This is a genomic window from Pantoea septica (assembly GCF_002095575.1).
GTDB lineage: Bacteria > Pseudomonadota > Gammaproteobacteria > Enterobacterales > Enterobacteriaceae > Pantoea > Pantoea septica.
The window spans coordinates 22,844-40,359 of the sequence record NZ_MLJJ01000005.1 but is presented as its reverse complement, the minus strand read 5'-3'; the positions used below and the strand labels follow the sequence as shown (position 1 = coordinate 40,359).

Annotated in this window: 14 protein-coding genes; 5 read left to right on the top strand and 9 right to left on the bottom strand. The window is 60.1% G+C overall.

The window, feature by feature from the left end; all coding sequences use genetic code 11:
• Nucleotides 1-45 precede the first annotated feature (45 nt).
• Nucleotides 46-1,230, bottom strand: a complete 1,185-nt coding sequence (gene uxuA, locus HA46_RS03825; protein ID WP_084882226.1) for a mannonate dehydratase — start codon at nt 1,228-1,230, stop codon at nt 46-48.
• Between the two features lie 167 nt (nt 1,231-1,397).
• On the opposite strand from uxuA, the gene HA46_RS03820 reads away from it, so the two are divergent.
• Nucleotides 1,398-2,081: a FadR/GntR family transcriptional regulator gene (locus tag HA46_RS03820; RefSeq protein WP_033792670.1), complete on the top strand. Its 684-nt coding sequence runs from the start codon at nt 1,398-1,400 to the stop codon at nt 2,079-2,081.
• Here HA46_RS03820 and HA46_RS03815 read toward each other — a convergent pair.
• A complete protein-coding gene (locus tag HA46_RS03815; protein WP_033792669.1) occupies nt 2,078-3,124 on the bottom strand; it encodes an AI-2E family transporter in 1,047 nt (348 codons plus the stop codon). The genes HA46_RS03820 and HA46_RS03815 overlap by 4 nt on opposite strands.
• A 209-nt stretch (nt 3,125-3,333) precedes the next feature.
• On the opposite strand from HA46_RS03815, the gene HA46_RS03810 reads away from it, so the two are divergent.
• Nucleotides 3,334-4,551, top strand: coding sequence for an MFS transporter (locus HA46_RS03810; RefSeq protein ID WP_084882225.1), 1,218 nt, complete (start codon nt 3,334-3,336; stop codon nt 4,549-4,551).
• A 92-nt stretch (nt 4,552-4,643) separates the two neighbouring features.
• Here HA46_RS03810 and HA46_RS03805 read toward each other — a convergent pair whose 3' ends face one another.
• Nucleotides 4,644-5,459, bottom strand: a complete 816-nt coding sequence (locus tag HA46_RS03805; RefSeq protein WP_084882224.1) for a TIM barrel protein — start codon at nt 5,457-5,459, stop codon at nt 4,644-4,646.
• A gap of 401 nt (nt 5,460-5,860) precedes the next feature.
• Here HA46_RS03805 and HA46_RS03800 point away from each other — a divergent pair, with 401 nt between their 5' ends.
• Complete coding sequence (locus HA46_RS03800) at nt 5,861-7,366, top strand: CoA-acylating methylmalonate-semialdehyde dehydrogenase (protein ID WP_033753257.1); 1,506 nt, start codon at nt 5,861-5,863, stop codon at nt 7,364-7,366.
• A gap of 83 nt (nt 7,367-7,449) precedes the next feature.
• The gene (gene iolB, locus HA46_RS03795; protein ID WP_033792663.1) at nt 7,450-8,265 is read left to right on the top strand and encodes a 5-deoxy-glucuronate isomerase; all 816 of its coding nucleotides are present in this window, start codon (nt 7,450-7,452) and stop codon (nt 8,263-8,265) included.
• 68 nt (nt 8,266-8,333) lie between these two features.
• On the opposite strand, the gene HA46_RS03790 is transcribed toward iolB, so the two are convergent.
• The 4 genes from HA46_RS03790 to iolD all read right to left on the bottom strand — a co-directional run bounded on the left by HA46_RS03790 (nt 8,334) and on the right by iolD (nt 13,372).
• On the bottom strand, nt 8,334-9,173 hold the full coding sequence (locus HA46_RS03790) for a MurR/RpiR family transcriptional regulator (RefSeq protein WP_033753250.1): 840 nt from the start codon (nt 9,171-9,173) through the stop codon (nt 8,334-8,336).
• A gap of 229 nt (nt 9,174-9,402) precedes the next feature.
• Entirely contained in the window at nt 9,403-10,299 is an 897-nt protein-coding gene (gene iolE / locus HA46_RS03785) for a myo-inosose-2 dehydratase (protein ID WP_033753249.1), read from the bottom strand.
• A 57-nt stretch (nt 10,300-10,356) separates the two neighbouring features.
• Complete coding sequence (iolG, locus tag HA46_RS03780; RefSeq protein ID WP_033792662.1) at nt 10,357-11,373, bottom strand: bifunctional inositol 2-dehydrogenase/D-chiro-inositol 1-dehydrogenase; 1,017 nt, start codon at nt 11,371-11,373, stop codon at nt 10,357-10,359.
• A 58-nt stretch (nt 11,374-11,431) separates the two neighbouring features.
• A complete protein-coding gene (gene iolD, locus HA46_RS03775) occupies nt 11,432-13,372 on the bottom strand; it encodes a 3D-(3,5/4)-trihydroxycyclohexane-1,2-dione acylhydrolase (decyclizing) (protein ID WP_084882223.1) in 1,941 nt (646 codons plus the stop codon).
• Nucleotides 13,373-13,906: 534 nt separating this feature from the next.
• Here iolD and HA46_RS03770 point away from each other — a divergent pair.
• Nucleotides 13,907-15,820: a bifunctional 5-dehydro-2-deoxygluconokinase/5-dehydro-2-deoxyphosphogluconate aldolase gene (locus tag HA46_RS03770; protein ID WP_033792660.1), complete on the top strand. Its 1,914-nt coding sequence runs from the start codon at nt 13,907-13,909 to the stop codon at nt 15,818-15,820.
• A gap of 204 nt (nt 15,821-16,024) precedes the next feature.
• Here HA46_RS03770 and HA46_RS03765 read toward each other — a convergent pair whose 3' ends face one another.
• Together HA46_RS03765 and HA46_RS03760 are read right to left on the bottom strand one after the other, a co-directional pair.
• The gene (locus HA46_RS03765; RefSeq protein WP_033792786.1) at nt 16,025-16,579 is read right to left on the bottom strand and encodes a DcrB family lipoprotein; all 555 of its coding nucleotides are present in this window, start codon (nt 16,577-16,579) and stop codon (nt 16,025-16,027) included.
• Between the two features lie 117 nt (nt 16,580-16,696).
• On the bottom strand, nt 16,697-17,362 hold the full coding sequence (locus tag HA46_RS03760; protein WP_084882222.1) for a 7-cyano-7-deazaguanine/7-aminomethyl-7-deazaguanine transporter: 666 nt from the start codon (nt 17,360-17,362) through the stop codon (nt 16,697-16,699).
• Nucleotides 17,363-17,516 lie beyond the last annotated feature (154 nt).

The window sequence follows — 17,516 nt, the reverse complement described above, 5'->3', positions numbered from 1 at the left end:
GGCACAAGGCTGCGTTATGTCGCCCATGCCCTGTTTTGCCCTGTATTAATCGTTGAACAGCGTCTGGCGCAGCGCCAGCTCGACGCCGCGCAACTCTGCCAGTCCTTTCAGGCGACCTATCGCCGAATAGCCTGGATTGGTGCGCTTGTGCAGGTCGTCGAGCATCTGATGGCCGTGATCGGGCCGCATCGGGATGGCATGCTTCTCGCCCGCGCGGCGACGGCGCTGCTCTTCCGCCAGAATTACCCTGATCACGCCCACCATGTCGACGTCACCCGCCAGATGCGCCGCCTCGTGGAAGCTGTTGGGGTTGGCTTCGCGCTGCGTGGCGCGCAGATGGATAAAGTTAATGCGATCCGCGAACCGCGCCGCCATCTGCGTCAGGTTATTGTCGGCGCGCACGCCGTAAGAGCCGGTGCAGAAGCAGAAGCCGTTGTGCAGACTGTCTACCGTCTCTTTCAGCCACTGCATATCCTCTTCCGTGGAGATAATACGCGGCAGGCCGAGAATCGGGCGCGGCGGATCGTCCGGGTGCACGGCCAGCTTGATGCCGACCTCTTCGGCGACCGGCACAATGGCGCGCAGAAAGGCCGCCATATGTTCACGCAGCTTCGCTTTGTCGATGCCGTCGTACTGCGCCAGCTGCGCGCGGAACTGATCCAGCGTATAACCTTCCTCCGCGCCCGGCAGGCCGGCGATAATATTGCGCGTCAGCAGCGCTTTATCCTCGTCGCTCATGGCGGCGAAGCAGCGCGCAGCCGCCTCTTGCTCCGCTGCTGAATAATCCTGCTGCGCGCCGGGGCGCTGCAAAATATGCAGTTCGAAGGCGGCGAAGGCGTCCGCGTCGAAGCGCAGCGCTTTGGCGCCGTCCGGCAGCGTCCAGGCGAGATCGGTGCGCGTCCAGTCGAGCACCGGCATAAAGTTGTAGCACACCGTCTCGACGCCGCAGGCCGCCAGATTGCGTATCGACTGCTGATAGTTGGCGATATAGCGCTGATAGTCGCCGCGCTGCGTTTTGATCGCCTCGTGCACCGGGATGCTTTCGACTACTGACCAGACCAGATTTTTTTCCGCCAGCAGCGCCTGACGCGCTTTAATCTCCTCCACCGGCCAGACATCGCCGTTGGGAATATGGTGCAACGCGGTCACAATGCCGGTCGCGCCCGCCTGGCGCGCATCGTCTAACGAAACCGGATCGTTGGGGCCATACCAGCGCCATGTATGTTCCATTTTTACTCCTTAGCCGCAGATTTGGCCCAGTGGTCAGGCCGCTGGGCCAAGAGTATGCTAGCCTGACGAGAAAGGCCGTGATCGCGATCGCAGCGCAGTGAATTGCGTCGGTCGGAAAGCGCGCGCGGCCTGTGGTACGCTGCACCGCTGCTGACAGGAGAAAAAATATGGCGCTGCCTGTGCTAAAAACGGAACGTCTTTATCGCCAGATTGCCAACGCGATCGTGGAAAGCATTCAACGCGGCGAATTCGCCCCAGGCGCGGCGCTGCCGCCGGAGCGCGAGCTGGCGAAGCAGTTGGGGGTCAGCCGCTCCTCGGTGCGCGAGGCGCTGATCGCGCTGGAGATGACCGGCTGGGTGGATATTCGCACCGGCAACGGCGTCTTCGCGATGCAGCCGCTGCCGTCCGCCAGCACGCCCGCGGCGGAGGCGGATTACAGTCTGGAAGATCTGTTGCAGGCGCGTCTCGCTTTCGAGGGCATGCTGGCGGAGATGGCGGCGCGCAACGGCAGCCCGGCGCAGCGTGAACAGCTCCGCTTGCTGGCCGATACGCTGCTGCGCTACCGTGCCAACGACGCGGAATTTCTCGAGCAGGACAAGGGCTTTCATCTGCTGATTGGCGAAATGAGCGGTAACGAGGTCCTGCGCGAGATGATGGAATTTCTCTGGAACAAGCGCGACAGCGCGCGCTTCCGGCGGCTGGAGCGCCATTTTGCCGATAACGCCTTTACCGATGAGATGAACCGCGACCATCAGCAGATTGCCGCGGCTATCTGCGCAGGCGACGCCGCCGCCGCGCGCGCTGCGATGGAGAGCCATCTGGCGCAGGTGAAGCAGCGGCTGCTGGGCTAGATTTTATGCCGTTTAGGGCGGCCGGCGCCGAGCATAATCGCCAGCCGGCTGCCGCCCGGCGTGGTTTCCATCAGGATTTTGGTGATGCTGGTCAGCGGCACCGAGAGCAGCATGCCGACCGGGCCGAGCAGCCAGCCCCAGAAGATCAGCGACAGAAATACCACCAGCGTCGAGAGCCCCAGCCCGCGCCCCATCACGCGCGGTTCCAGCATATTGCCGAACACCATATGAATCGCGGTAAACAGCGCCGCCACCAGCATCGCGTCGTAGGGGCTGTTGAGCAGCAGCGCCTGCAGCACCGGCGGAACGCCGGCGATAATCGGGCCGATATTGGGAATGTAGTTAAGAATAAACGCCACCACGCCCCACAGCAGCGCGAATTTGATATCGAGCAGAAACAGGCAGCCCCATACCGACACGCCGGTAATGAGGCTGATCAGCGTCTTCAGCGCCAGATAGTGCGTCACGCCTTTCAGCGCCCGGTGCAGCCCGGCAATGCGGATCTGCGGGTTGGTCAGCGCATTACGCATCTTGTAAGGCAGGTGGTGCACTTCGAACAGCATAAAGACCACGGTCAGGATCAGCAGCACGAAGTTGCTCATCATGCCGGAGAACTGCGTCAGCGCGACGGTGGCGAACGACATCAGCATATTGGGATCGAAGCGCTGCACCAGCGTATTAGTGGAAACGTGAATACCGATACCTGACGCCAGGTGCTGCACCACGCTCATCTTCTGTTCCAGAGTGGCGCGCAGCTGCGGGTAGATATCGGAGAATTCGCTCACCGAACTGGCCAGCACCGCCACCAGTAGCAAAATCACGATAAATATCACCGTAATCACCACCGTGATCGCCAGCCCGCGCCGCCAGCCGCGCCGCATCAGGAAGGTGACAATAGGATTGAGCACGATGGCGAAAAAGGCGGCCAGTAAGAAGGGCACCATAATATCGGAGGCGGCGCGGATCCCGGCGAGAATAATCACCAGCATCGCCAGCTTAGTCAGAATATTTTGCCCGATTTTTTCCTGCTGTTGTTCGCTCATCCCCTCTCCTGAAAAGCCAGACCGCAGAGAATAGTGTAGCTGAATGGTAATTAAACGCCTGATTATTCTATAAAAGCGCAGCGATAATCAGACTTTTTCACCCTGGCCGGAATCCCACTGCCGATCGATTCTCTGGCGGCGGCTCGAAATATTCCGCTTATGGTGGCAAGCTGTAGAGTAAATTCAGTCAACCACGAGCGCGCTTTGTCATGCCAGATCAACCTGCAGCGGAACCGGCCCATAAGGGTATCGGCTTAACCCTGCTGATTATCTCTATCGTGATCTACAACTTCGCCAGCTACCTCACCATCGGCCTGCAGCTGGCGGTGCTGCCGGGCCTGGTGCATGACGAGCTCGGCTACAGCGCCTTCTGGGCGGGCGTCGTGATCAGCCTGCAATATGTGGCGACGCTGCTGAGCCGTCCCCATGCCGGGCGCTACGCCGATATCTGGGGGCCGAAGCGCATCGTGGTGCTGGGGCTGGCGGGCGTGTTGCTCAGCGGCCTCTGCTATCTGCTGGCGACCTGGCTTTCCGCTTCGCCTGTCGCCAGCCTGGCGCTGCTCTGCACAGGACGCGTGATTCTTGGGGTCGGCCAAAGTTTTACCGGTACCGGCACCTCGCTATGGGGCGTGGCGCGGGTCGGCTCGCTGCATATCGGTCGCGTTATCTCGTGGAACGGCATCTGCACCTATGGCGCGATGGCGCTGGGCGCGCCGCTTGGCGTCATTATCTATCGGCAGGGCGGGCTGCTGCTGCTCTCTGTGGTCATCATCGCCATCTGCGCGCTGGCGATAGCGCTGGCGCTGCCGCGTCCGGCGGTAAAGGGCAGCCGCGCGCGGCCGCTGCCGTTTCGCGACGTGCTCGGCAAAATTTACGGCTTCGGTCTGATTCTGGCGATGGGATCGGCGGGGTTCGGCGTCATCGCCACCTTTATTACACTCTTCTATCAGGCGAAAGGCTGGGACGGCGCAGCCTTCGCGCTGACGCTGTTTAGCGCCGCCTTTGTCGGCACGCGGCTGCTCTTTCCCAACGCGATTAACCGCTTCGGCGGGCTGCGCGTCGCGGCTGCCTGTCTGGCGGTGGAAGCGGCCGGTTTGTTTCTGGTGGCGGGCGCGTTCGAGCCCTGGATGGCGAAAACCGGCGCGCTGCTGACCGGCGCTGGCTTTTCGCTGGTCTTCCCGGCGCTTGGCGTGGTGGCGGTGAAAGCGGTGCCGCAGGCGAATCAGGGCAGCGCGCTGGCGACCTACACCGCCTTTATGGATTTAGCGCTGGGGATCACCGGTCCGATTGCGGGCTTTATCATGAGCTTTGCGGGCGTGCCGCTGGTCTATCTGCTGACGGCGCTGCTGGTCTGTCTGGGGTTGTTCTGCACGCTGCGGCTGGCGCGTCGGCTGCCGACGGCGTCGGAAGAGGCGAAGCAGAGTTAAAAAAAGCGGCCTCCGACCGAGGCCAAAAAAGTGTCGCAAGACACAGATAAGGGTAGGGCGACGCGGCGAACGGGGAGCCCGCCGCGCGAAAGTCAGGCCTGCAGCAGCGCGATGCTGTGGCGGATCTGGCGCTCAATTTCAGCGGGGGTCCAGCCGTTAAGCTCGGAGGAAAAAGGCTCAAAGGCGTAGACGCCTTTATAGCCGAGCATCTCCAGCCGCTTCACCTGCGCCACGCTGTTCAGCACGTCGCGATCGCTCAGCATAATGCGCTCTTCATCGGTGAGTTCGGCGGTGGCGCGCCTGTCTTCCACGCCGGAAAGATGCACCAGGCCAATCATCTCGACGTCGATCTCCGCCGGAAACTCCTGCTCGGCATGCTCATACAGATGGTGGTGGAAGGTGTCGATCACCAGCCTGAACGGCGCCTGCGCGTCGCGGATCAGCTGCTGCGCCTGCACTGCCGATCGCAGCGAACTGACCGGAAAGCCCAGCGGCTCGACCAGCCCCTGCACGCCATGCTGCGCAAAGCGCGGCGCCAGCGTGCGGAGCGCTGCCAGCGTCTCCTCCGGCGTAATCTCGACGCCTTCGTTCAGCGGGCACATCACCAGCGCTCTGGCGCCGATCGCCTGCGCGTCGCGCAGCAGCGCGTCGGCTTTGGCCAGCAGCGTCTCATCCACGCGGTTAAAGGGGTAGAGCGCGTTAATAGTCACTACGTCAATGTTGTATTTCGCTATCAGCTCGCGCGTCTGCTCGCCGGTCAGGTCGTCGCACACCTTTCCGCTCGGCATGTCGTTACGCAACTCTACCTTGTTCAGCCCCAGGCGCTGAACCAGCTGGAAAAAGGCTTCTAACGAGAGGTTCGGCGCAATTTTACGGTTAATACAGAAACGGGTCGGATCGATGGCCATGCTGCGGCTCCTGTAGCGATGCAAGAGATAAGGGAATAAGCTGACGGCAAAGAAAACATTTATTTCATAAATAGTGAATTATGAAATGTAAAGGTTGAGATCTGCCTCGCATTAATTTCATTTTGCGCCTCCGCCACGCCGCTTTCGTCCCTTCTGATTAACGGCAAATCGCGCTTGTTTCGCATAGCGACATTCACTCTGCGCCCTTACAGCGCGCGGTTTTTTACGCCAGCGGTAAAAATGCGATCCATGCCGCTAAAAGGGAATTTTTCAAAAACTTTTATTTGAAAAATTTATTTCACTGTAATAGCTTCATTGCATGCTTTGGTTTTGCCTGGTCAGACAGCGTGGCGTCACGCTAAGGCTCTGCAGGGAACTTACACATCTTAAGAGGCTATGAAATGAACATCACAGGAAACTTCATTGGCGGTCAGATTACCTACAGCGCCAGCAACGAAACCATCCCTGTTTATGACCCGGCGACCGGAAAAGTGGCGCGCGAGCTTACCCAGAGCACCGGTGCGGAAGTCGCCGAAGCGATTAAAGTCGCGCATGAGGCGTTTCCCGCCTGGTCGAAAACCTCGCCGCTGCGCCGCGCCCGCGTCCTGTTTAACTTCAAGGCGCTAATGGAGCAGCATCGCGACGAACTGGCCGAGCTGATTGTGTCGGAACACGGCAAGGTATGGTCGGACGCGCAGGGCGAGTTAACGCGCGGGCTGGAAGTCGTGGAGTTCGCCTGCGGCATCCCGCATCTGATCAAGGGAGAATATTCCGCCAACGTCGGCACCGGCGTCGACAGCTACTCGCTGATGCAGCCGGTCGGGGTGGTGGCGGGCATTACGCCGTTTAACTTCCCGGCGATGGTGCCGCTGTGGATGTTCCCCATCGCGCTGGCCTGCGGCAACACTTTCGTGCTAAAGCCGCCGGCGCTCGATCCCTCGGCGGCGGTGCGTATGGCCGAACTGCTGAAAGAGGCAGGTCTGCCGGACGGCGTGTTCAACGTGGTGCACTCCTCTAACGAAGACGCCGAGCAGCTTTATAAAGATCCGCGCATTGCGGCGGTAAGCTTCGTCGGCTCGTCCGGCGTCGCCGAGCATATCTACAAAACCGCGAGCGCCCACGGCAAACGCGTGCAGGCGTTCGGCGCGGCGAAAAACCACGCCATCGTTATGCCGGACGCCGATCTCGACGCGACGGTAAACGCCATTATGGGCGGCGCGTTCGGCTCGGCCGGCGAGCGCTGCATGGCGCTGCCGGTCGTGGTCGCGGTCGGCGACGACACCGCCGACAAACTGATTGCGCGCCTGACGCCGCTGATCAACGCGCTGCGCGTCGGGCCTGGCATTAAGCAGGGCGCGGAAGAGAACGAGATGGGGCCGGTCGTCTCCGCCGCGCACCAGAAAAAGGTGCTGGGCTATATCGACAAGGGCGAGCAAGAGGGCGCGAAGCTGGTGGTCGACGGCCGCAACTTCCAGGTGCCGGGCCATGCGGAAGGTTACTACGTTGGCGGCACGCTGTTCGACAACGTGACGCCGGAGATGACGATCTGGCGCGAAGAGATTTTCGGGCCGGTGCTGAGCATTATGCGCGCGCCGGACTACGCCAGCGCGCTGCAGTTGGTCAACAGCCATGAATTCGGCAACGGCAGCGCCATTTTCACCAGCAACGGCAATACCGCGCGCGAGTTCGTACAGGATGTGGAAGCGGGCATGGTCGGCGTTAACGTGCCGGTGCCGGTGCCGATGGCGTTCCACAGCTTCGGCGGCTGGAAGCGTTCCGTGTTCGGCGCCCTCAACGTGCACGGTCCAGACGGCGTGCGCTTCTATACCCGTATGAAAACCGCCACGGCGCGCTGGCCGAGCGGCCAGCAGACGGTCTCGGAATTCAGCATGCCGACCCTGAGCTAAACCCATAATGCCATTATTACCGCTACAGGCCTGCGGCGACGCGCCTGTAGCGGCTTGTTTGCAGATTGAAAAAGGAGAGTAGGATGTCTTTTCTTGCAAAAGCGCAGCAGCCGGACGCCAGCGGCCGCATCCAGCATGTCACCCCGGAAAGCGCGGGATGGCGCTATGTCGGTTTTGACGCCTATCTGTTGAAAAAAGGCGACAGGCTGCGGCTAAGCAGCGGCGATAAAGAACTTTGCCTGGTGCTGGTCGCGGGGCTCGCCTCGGTGAAAACGCGCCACGCTGAATTTCCCGGCATTGGCAAGCGCATGTCGCCCTTCGAGCGCGTACCGCCTTATTCGGTGTATGTGCCGCATAACGACGAGGTGGAAATCGTCGCCGACAGCGATCTGGAGCTGGCGGTCTGCAACGCCCCTGGCCAGGGCAATCTGCCGGCGCGCCTGATCGCCCCAGCGGACGTCGGCGTCGAGCAGCGCGGCAAAGGGCGCAATCAGCGTCTGGTGCACAATATTCTGCCGGACGACAAACCGGCCGACAGCCTGCTGGTGGTCGAGGTCTATACCAACGAAGGCGATACCAGCTCTTATCCGAGCCATAAGCACGACGAAGAAAACAGCGAAAACGAAACCTATCTGGAAGAGACCTACTATCACCGTTTCGATCCAGAGCAGGGCTTCGCCATGCAGCGCGTCTACACCGACGACCGCTCGCTAGATGAGTGTATGGCGCCCTATAACCGCGACGTGGTGACCGTGCCGCGCGGCTACCATCCGGTGGCGACCATTGCCGGCTACAACAACTACTATCTGAACGTGATGGCCGGCCCGGTGCGGCTGTGGAAATTCACCTGGGAGAAAGATCATGCCTGGGTAAACAGCGATAGCTATCCACGCGGCTAGCCGCGGCTGCGTTCAGAAATAAGAAAGGGCAACCCAGGGGTTGCCCTTTTTAACGTGAGAAACCGGCGTTACGCGCTGGCGTTATTCAACGCCAGCGACACCGCCAGCGTCTGCGCCAGGCAGAGCGAGGCGACCTGCGAACGGAACCCGTCCACCTGCGCTTCTCGCACCACAAAGCAGACGTCGCTGAAGGCCGCCAGCGGGCTGACCTGGCTGTCGGTAATGGCGATTTGATGCGCGCCGCGCTTCGCGCCCATCTCCACCAGCTCTACCGCTTCGCGCGCGTACGGCGAGTAGCTGATGGCGATAACCACATCTTTCGGGTTCACCAGACTGAGCTGCTCGGTGAACATGCCGCCCAGGCCGTCGATCAGGAAAGCGCGACGTTCAAGATGGCGCAGCGCGTAAACCAGATAGGAGGCGACGCTAAACGAGCGGCGCAGGCCGATGACGTAGATATTCTCCGCCTCGTTCAGCAGCTGCACCGCTTTGTTGAGCTGGTCGGGATTGACCTGCATCGCCAGCTGCTGCAATGCCTGACTGTTGACCATCGTGAAGACATTCAGGATCTCCGCCGGGCTTTCCGGCGAGGTGGCGGCGTCGTCGGTGGCGGTCTGGCGGAACAGACGCGCTCGCTCGGTATAGTTGACCGTCTCTTCCATCAGGTGCTGACGAAAAACCTGTTTCATTTCGTTGAAGCCGCTAAAGCCGAACGCGTTGGCGAAGCGAATCAGCGTCGACGGCGGCACGTCAGCCTGCGCGGCAATCGAGGCCACGGTATCAAAGGCGATGCTGTTGCTGTTATCGAGAATATAACGAGCCACCTGCTTCAGGCGCTTGCTCAGCGTTTCGTAGCGGCGACGAATATCATCCTGTAACAGGGAGAGTTGAGTAGGGTTATTGGTCATTACTTCGGCCCGTCAAAAAAGAAATATGGCTGGATAATGAGCGCTATAGTACCAGATGGATGGAAAATTTCATTTGTTTGCGCCCACAGCGGGGTTTATTTCATCGGTTTATGAATTACCTCACATAACGCAGGGAATATGGCAAGAATAGCGGTGAAAAGCAGACAAAAAAGCGGAATGGACCACTCTGCGCGGCAGTGAAGCGCGCAGGGTGGTCCAGCGAACGACGTTACAGCCCGGCGTGCTCGCGAATATATTTGCGCGCTTTCACCGCATATTCAAACGGATTGGCTAGCGCCGGATCCTGCTCGGCTTCCACCACCATCCAGCCCTTATAGCCGTAATCGTCCAGCATCTTGAATACCGGCTTAAAGTCGATCACGCCGTCTCCTGGCACGGTGAAGGTACCTTTCTTCACGCCGTCGAGGAAGCAGAGATGGTTGTCGCGTACTTCGGCGACAATCTCGTCGCGGACATCTTTCAGGTGAACGTGAAAAATACGCGGCAGATATTTCTGCAGCACGTCGAGCATCGCCTGCTGCGAGCCTTCGGAGTAGTAGATATGCCCGGTATCGTAGAGCAGCCCGACATTGTCATTGGTCAGCGCCATAAAGCGGTCGATCTCTTCCACGGTCTGAATGCCGGTGCCCATATGATGGTGCAGCGTCACGCGCATGCCTTTCGCCGCGGCGATCTCCGCCAGTTCGTTATAGCCTTCGGCCGTCAGGCGCCACTCTTCGTCGGTAAAGATCGGCTTTTGCTCCAGTACCGGCAGCGTGGTGCCCTGGATGCTTTTGCTCTGCTCGGAGCAGCCGATAACGCGCGCGCCCATGGCGTGCAAGAAGTTCATGTGGTTAACGAATTCGTCGATGGTTTTGGCTTTCTCGCCGTTGGCGAAAAAGGTGCTGAACCAGGCGTTGCAAATTTCGATGCCGCGAATGTCGAGCATCGGCTTCAGAACCGCCGGATCGCGCGGATATTTGCTGCCGACTTCGCTGCCGGTAAAGCCCGCCAGCGCCATCTCGCTCACCGTCTGCTGAAAGGTGTTCTCTTTGCCCAGCTCCGGCATATCGTCGTTGGTCCAGCCGATCGGCGCGATGGCCAGTTTTACGTTCTCTTTGTTCATCTGTTTAGTCCTGACGGGTCAGGGCGGCGGCAGCCGCCCGCAAGAAAAGGGAAACGCTTATTTCTTATCGTAGAAGGCGGGGCGGGGCGGCATTTCCACCGGCTCGATGGCGCCGCTCTGCTGCGCTTTCAGGCAGGCGTCGGCGGCCACCGAGGCGGCGAAGCCGTCCCAGGCGGACGGGCCGGTCAGTTCGCCCGCCTTCACGTCATTGATAAAGGCCTGCAGTTCAACGTCGTACGCCTCGATAAAACGATCTTTCCAGTCGGTCAGGATGGTGGTGGAGAGTTTGGCTTCGCTGCGCAGCTGCACCGAGGCGGGCTCCGGCAGCTTCGCGATGCCGGTTTCGCCGACGACTTCGCACTGGATGTCGTAGCCGTAGGCGCAGTTAACGAAGATCTCTACGTCGATGCGCACCCCTTTTTGCGTTTCGAACAGCACGATTTGCGGATCTTTCAGGCGCGCATGCGATTTCGACGTTACGCGCGGGAAGACCACCTGCACGCTTTTATAGTCGTCGTTGGTCAGCCAGCGCAGCACGTCCAGCTCGTGGATCAGCGTGTTGGTGATCGCCATGTCGGTGGTGTAGCTCTCCGGCACCGACGGATTGCGGTGCGCGCAGTGCAGCATCAGCGGCTCGCCGATGCCGCCGTCGGCGATCACTTTTTTCAGCGCGCGGTAGCCCGCGTCGTAAGGACGCATAAAGCCGACCTGCACCAGACGCTTGCCGTGCTGGATTTCCGCATCCACCACGCGACGGCAGCCTTCCGCGCTCATCGCCAGCGGCTTTTCGCAGAACACCGGCTTGCCGGCGGCGATGGCCGCCAGCGTGAACTCTTCATGCGTCGGGTCCCAGGAGGTCACTAGAATCGCGTCGACTTCCGGCGACTTGATGACCTGGTGGCCGTCGGCGTAGACCTCCGCCTCGATATTCAGGCGCTGCAGCGCGGCGCGCGCGCCGTCGACGTTGATATCCGAGACCGCCACCACTTTTGCCCCCTGCAGGACATTATTGCAGCGACGAATATGTTCCTGGCCGATTGCGCCGGCACCGATAACGCCAAGTTTCAAAGTCATAATTACACCTGTAGGGTTCATAGCGAGGAATAAAGGGCCGGATGTTCCGGCCGGAATTTTAATATTTGCGCGCCTGATCGAGGTGGGCGTTAAGCTTCTCCGCCACCGCCTGCGTGCGTTCGGACGTGGAGGCCTGCGCCACGCCGACGTGCCACCAGCTGAAATATTTGTGCACCATGGTTTTCGGCAGCACCTTGATGTCGATAAGCGTTGAAACCGGCGATTGACGCGCCTCTTCCAGCGCGGTCTGCAACTGATCCAGCGTGGTGACGCGCCAGGTTTTGCAGCCGTACCCCGCCGCGATGGCGGCGAAGTCCACCGGCACGAAGCCGCCGTCCAGCTTGCCGCCTTCCGGGTTGCGGAAGCGGAACTCGGTGCTGAAGCTGTCCATGCCGTGCTCCATCTGCAGGTTGTTGATGCAGCCGTTGGTCATATTGTCGAACAGCACCACGTTGATCTTGGCGCGCTCCTGAATCGAGGTGACCAACTCGGAGTGGAGCATCATAAAAGAGCCGTCGCCCAGCAGCGCGTAGACCTCGCGGTGCGGCTGCGCCAGCTTCGCGCCCAGCGCGGCGTTGACCTCATAGCCCATGCAGGAGTAGCCGTACTCAACGTGGTACGAGTTGTAGTCGCGGGTGCGCCAGACGCGTTGCAGATCGCCCGGCAGACTGCCCGCTGCCGCGACAATCACCGCATCCTTTGGGAGCTGCTCGTTTAGCGTGCCGAGCACGCGGCTCTGGGTGAGTACCGACTGTGTCAGGCGATTGAATTCGGCGAACACCGCGTCGCGATCGAGATGGTCGGCAATTTCCGGGATAAAGCCGTCGCCGCTGTATTCCACCTGATAGACGCGCTGCGTCTCTTTCAGCAGTTTGCTCTGCGCCTGCGCGATCTGATCGCCCCAGTCGTTGCTGTAGTTCTTATCCGCCAGCCCCGCCTCCAGCGCGACAAGCGCCTCGCGCGCGTCCGCCAGCAGCTGCACGCCGTCGAGCTTGTAGCTGTCGAAGTTGCTGACGTTGACGTTAAGGAAGCTGACCTCAGGATGCTGGAAAATCCATTTTGATGCGGTGGTGAAGTCGGTGTAGCGCGTGCCAACGCCAATCACCAGATCGGCCTCTTTCGCCAGCAGGTTGGCCGCCAGGCAGCCGGTTTCGCCTACGCCGCCGACGTTGAGCGGATGGTCAGAGACGATGGTGCCTTTGCCCGCCTGCGTTTCGGCGAAGGGGATCTGATAGCGTTCGGCGAACTGGCGCAGCGCCTCGCCCGCTTCGGAATATTTCACGCCGCCGCCCAGCACGATCATCGGCTTGCGCTTGCGGCCAATCAGCGCCAGCGCGTCGTTAAGCTGCGCGGCGGTTGGCAGGCGACGATCGAGACGGTGTACGCGTTTCTGGAAGAAGTAGTCCGGAAAATCCCAGGCTTCGCTCTGCACGTCCTGCGGCAGCGCGAGGGTTACCGCGCCGGTTTCAGCGGGATCGGTCAGCACGCGCAGCGCGTTGATGCAGGCGGTCATCAGCTGCTCAGGGCGGCTGACGCGATCCCAGTATTTGCTTACGGCGCGGAAGGCGTCGTTGGTGCTGATGCTAAGATCGTGGCTCTGCTCAATCTGTTGCAGCACCGGATCGGGCTGGCGCGTCGCGAAGACGTCGCCCGGCAGCAGCAGTAAAGGAATACGGTTGGCGGTGGCGGTGGCCGCCGCGGTGATCATATTGGCGGCGCCCGGCCCGACCGACGAACTGCAGGCGATGATCTGACGGCGCAGAGATTGTTTAGCGAAGCCCATCGCGGCGTGCGCCATGCCCTGTTCGTTGCGGCCCTGATAGACAATCAGATCGCCGCTATCCTGCTCCAGCGCCTGCCCCAGCCCCAGCACGTTGCCGTGACCAAAGATGGCGAAGAGGCCTTTTACGAACTTCGTTTCCACGCCGTCGACATTAATGTATTGATTATCAAGAAATTTAACCAGCGCCTGCGCGGTGGTCATTCTGATCGTGGCCATATGCTTTTCCTTTACATGCTGCAACCTGGTAGCAGGTCAGCGACGTGGCGTATCGCAAAAGCGATCGCAGGTAACTGAAACGTGAAGCGATTATAAACAAATATATTTTTCATAAAATACGATTACAGAAGAAACATTTCATTTTGCGATTGAGATCAAATTTAACCGCGAAACGCGCTCTCTGGCGTAGAGAGGAACAGGCGAAGTGAAACAAGAAGCGAGAAAAGCGGAAGAACTGAATAATTCCATTCTATTTCAGCTGCTTCCATGCGGTACGGCGCCTCTGGGGCAGCGGGCCGAGTAGCCCTGAAAGGCGGCGAAACAGCGTAAATATGGCGCGTATAAGGCGCGAGTGACGCAGAGTTTTACCTGGTTCACAAAATCGCGACGGATGTTTCATTTCATATTGTTTTTGGAATTTTTATTCCTCATACTCGCTTTATCGTCAGTCTGGCAAGGGCAAAAACCAGACGCACGTCGGGATGTCGGCTCTCTGACCCGCGTGTCTGCTTATCACAGAAGGAAAACACAGGTATGAGTACACAACAGAAGCGGCTTGATGTGATTTGTATTGGGCGCATCGCCGTCGACCTTTACGGTCAGCAAATTGGCGCTCGGCTGGAGGATATGAGCACCTTTGCCAAATATCTCGGCGGCTCCTCCGGCAACGTCGCGTACGGCACCGCAATTCAGGGGCTGAGGTCGGCGATGCTGGCGCGCGTAGGCGATGAGCACAACGGCCGCTTTCTGCGTGAAGAGCTGAATCGCGTAGGCTGTAATACCGACGGACTGATTACCGATAAGCAGCGCCTGACCGGGCTGGTGATCCTCGGCATCAAAGATGAAGAGAGCTTTCCGCTGATTTTCTACCGCGATAACTGCGCCGATATGGGGCTGGTGCCGGAAGATATCGATGAAGACTTTATTAACGCGTCGCGCGCGGTAGCGGTGACCGGCACCCATCTGTCGCATCCGCAGACGCGCGCCGCCGTGCTAAAGGCGCTCAATATCGCGAAGCGCAACGGCCTGCGCACCGCGCTCGATATTGATTATCGACCGGTATTATGGGGACTGACTTCGCTCGGCGACGGTGAAACGCGTTTTATCGAGTCGCAGCAGGTGACCCGTCAGCTGCAGGAAGTGCTGCACTATTTCGACCTGATCGTCGGCACGGAAGAGGAGTTTCATATCGCGGGCGGCAGCACCGATACGCTGGCGGCGCTAAAAAGCGTGCGCCAGGCGACGCAGGCGACGCTGGTGTGCAAGCGCGGTCCGCTGGGCTGCGTGGTGTTCGAGGGCGAAATCCCCGACAGCTGGGAGCAGACGCGCCTGCACAGCGGCGTGCGGGTCGAGGTCCTCAACGTGCTGGGCGCGGGCGACGCCTTTATGTCCGGCCTGCTGCGCGGCTGGCTTAACGACGAGGGCTGGGAGCAGGCGTGTCGTTACGCCAATGCCTGCGGCGCGCTGGTGGTATCGCGTCACGGCTGCGCGCCAGCGATGCCGACCAAAGCGGAACTGGATGATTTCCTCAGCCGCGACCGCGAAGTGAAGCGCCCCGATCTCGATGCGCGTCTTAACCATCTGCACCGCGTCACCACGCGCAAACAGCGCTGGCCGGAGCTGAACGTCTTCGCCTTCGACCATCGCAAACAGCTGGCCGATATGGCGCGCGAAGCGGGCGTCGACGAGAGCAGGATCCCGGCGCTGAAGGTGCTGTTGCTGAAGGCCGCTGAAGAGGCGGCGTGCGAGGCGGGGCTGGAGAGCAAGAGCGGCATTCTGGCCGATACCACTTACGGTCAGAAGGCGCTGAACGCCATTACCGGCAAAGGCTGGTGGATTGGCCGCCCCATTGAGCTGCCCGGCTCGCGGCCGCTGCGGCTGGAGCACGGCAATATCGGCTCACAGCTGATCGACTGGCCCGCCGAGCACGTGGTGAAATGTCTGGTGTTCTACCATCCGCACGACAGCGCGGAGATGCGCAAAGAGCAGGACGATCTGGTGCTCGACGTCTGGAAAGGCTGCAACAAGAGCGGACATGAGCTGCTGCTTGAGGTGATTCTGCCCGAGAGCAATCCCGATCGTGACGAGGCCCACTATCTCACCATTCTCAGCCACTTTTATCAGCTGGGCATTCAGCCCGACTGGTGGAAGCTGCCGCCGCTGTCGGCGGAGAGCTGGCAGGCGATCGGCGGCCTGATCGAGCAGCAGGATCCCCACTGTCGCGGCATTTTGCTGCTGGGACTCGACGCGCCGGAAGAGAAGCTGAAAGCGGGTTTCGCCGCGGCGGCGCAGGCGCCCTGGGTGAAAGGTTTTGCGGTCGGGCGCACTATTTTCGGCCAGCCTTCGCGTCAGTGGCTACAGGGCGAGCTGGATGATGCGGCGCTGGTAGAGAAGGTGAAGGGCAACTATCTGCGGCTGATCGGCTACTGGCGCGCTGCGCGCGGTTAGTCGCGGGCTTGTTGTGCTGACGCGTGAGGCATAAACCGATCGCAAAGTCGCTTATGCATCCATGCTCGCTCGGCCCGCGCCTTCCCTGGCGCGGGACGCTTTGCTCTTCGGTTTATGCCTCCCGCTTTTTAAGCTTTTGAGCTGTCTGTACAACACAGCTCACCTCAACGACGGGAACAATCCCGTCGTTTTCATTTCAATAGTTTATTTCAGCGTGATGCTCTGAACGATGCTGTCCGCGTCGCTCTGCGCCTGCTGCTGGTTGTCGCCCGGCAGCGTGATCTGCAGCGTCAGCAGTTTGCCGTCGACCTTCGCCAGAATCACCGAGGACCATGAGGTCTGGTTATTGGCGGAGACCACGCTGTCCAGACGCTGCGCAGGCTGACCTTTCAGGGTAATCGCTTTGTCGGACACCACCTGCAGCTGCGGGTCGCGGTTGCGCTGCTGCTGTTCCAGACGCTGCGCCAGCACATCCAGCCCTTCGTTGGTGGCCTCGCCGGCGATGACGATAACGGCGCGCGCGCCGGTTTCATCGGCGTAAACGTGCATATTGGTCGTCTGGTTGCCCAGCTTGCCGCTCTTGTCCGACATGCCTGCCGGCAGCGAGAAGCTCAGCTTGCCATCCATCAGCGTGACGTTCTGCGCCGACTGGCTGGCGCTGGTGCCGTTGCTGCCGGTCGCGTCATCTTTCTTCTGATCGCAGGCCGCCAGGCCCAGCACCAGTAAGCCAATACCCGCATATTTCACTAAGTTTCGCATCTGAATCCCTTTATTTGATTCCAGTAAGGCGTTCATACAACTCGAATCAGGCGGCAAAAGCAACCGCCCGATTGTCAGCAGATCTTAGCGGGTCATGGCGAAAGGCTCTATCGCCGGTTAGCCGAAATTTACCTGCGGACGCTGCGAGCGCTCCGCCAGACGTTTCAGCATCGCATTGAGCAGCACGCCATAGGCGGGCAGGAAGAAGACCAAACAGATCAGGACCTTAAAGCTGTAGTCCACCAGCGCAATCTCGACCCAGTGCGCGGCCATAAAGGGATCCGTGCTCTTGTAAAAGGCGATAAAGAAAAAAGCGAGGGTATCGCTGATATTGCCGAGGAACATGGCAGCGGCAGGCGCGATCCACCACTGCGGCAGCTGGCGCAGGCGGTTAAAGACGTGAACGTCGAGGATCTGCCCGAGCGCGTAGGCCATAAAGCTGGCGCAGGCGATACGCGCGACGAACAGATTAACGTTCTGCAGCGCCGCAAGGCCCTGCCACTGGCCCTGATAAAACAGGCTGGAGACCAGATAGGAGACGAACAGCGCCGGGATCATCACCGCAAGGATAATGCGGCGTGCCAGCGGCGCGCCGAAAATGCGCACGGTGAGGTCGGTCGCCAGAAAAATAAACGGAAAGCTGAATGCGCCCCAGGTGGTATTGAAGCCGAAAATGGACACCGGCAGCTGCACCAGATAGTTACTGGAGATAATCACCAGCAGATGAAACAGGGAGAGCCAGATCAGCGCATGCTGACGCTGACGCGGAGAAAATGCGATCATAGTGGACCTTTTTCATATTGGGGTGAGGGAACCCATTGCCGCGCAAAGCTGAGCCAGCGCGACGGTATCAACATTAAAAAACCGCGGCATCTTACCGCGTTGTGCTATTTACGCAATGGTTAATTTTAACGCAATCGTTCTCGTCTTGCGTCTG

Excerpts from the sequence above, each read along its gene's own strand:
- uxuA (WP_084882226.1), bottom strand. The coding sequence starts at position 1,230 with ATGGAACATACATGGCGCTGGTATGGCCCCAACGATCCGGTTTCGTTA.
- HA46_RS03820 (WP_033792670.1), top strand. The coding sequence starts at position 1,398 with ATGGCGCTGCCTGTGCTAAAAACGGAACGTCTTTATCGCCAGATTGCC.
- HA46_RS03815 (WP_033792669.1), bottom strand. The coding sequence starts at position 3,124 with ATGAGCGAACAACAGCAGGAAAAAATCGGGCAAAATATTCTGACTAAG.
- HA46_RS03810 (WP_084882225.1), top strand. The coding sequence starts at position 3,334 with ATGCCAGATCAACCTGCAGCGGAACCGGCCCATAAGGGTATCGGCTTA.
- HA46_RS03805 (WP_084882224.1), bottom strand. The coding sequence starts at position 5,459 with ATGGCCATCGATCCGACCCGTTTCTGTATTAACCGTAAAATTGCGCCG.
- HA46_RS03800 (WP_033753257.1), top strand. The coding sequence starts at position 5,861 with ATGAACATCACAGGAAACTTCATTGGCGGTCAGATTACCTACAGCGCC.
- iolB (WP_033792663.1), top strand. The coding sequence starts at position 7,450 with ATGTCTTTTCTTGCAAAAGCGCAGCAGCCGGACGCCAGCGGCCGCATC.
- HA46_RS03790 (WP_033753250.1), bottom strand. The coding sequence starts at position 9,173 with ATGACCAATAACCCTACTCAACTCTCCCTGTTACAGGATGATATTCGT.
- iolE (WP_033753249.1), bottom strand. The coding sequence starts at position 10,299 with ATGAACAAAGAGAACGTAAAACTGGCCATCGCGCCGATCGGCTGGACC.
- iolG (WP_033792662.1), bottom strand. The coding sequence starts at position 11,373 with ATGACTTTGAAACTTGGCGTTATCGGTGCCGGCGCAATCGGCCAGGAA.
- iolD (WP_084882223.1), bottom strand. The coding sequence starts at position 13,372 with ATGGCCACGATCAGAATGACCACCGCGCAGGCGCTGGTTAAATTTCTT.
- HA46_RS03770 (WP_033792660.1), top strand. The coding sequence starts at position 13,907 with ATGAGTACACAACAGAAGCGGCTTGATGTGATTTGTATTGGGCGCATC.
- HA46_RS03765 (WP_033792786.1), bottom strand. The coding sequence starts at position 16,579 with ATGCGAAACTTAGTGAAATATGCGGGTATTGGCTTACTGGTGCTGGGC.
- HA46_RS03760 (WP_084882222.1), bottom strand. The coding sequence starts at position 17,362 with ATGATCGCATTTTCTCCGCGTCAGCGTCAGCATGCGCTGATCTGGCTC.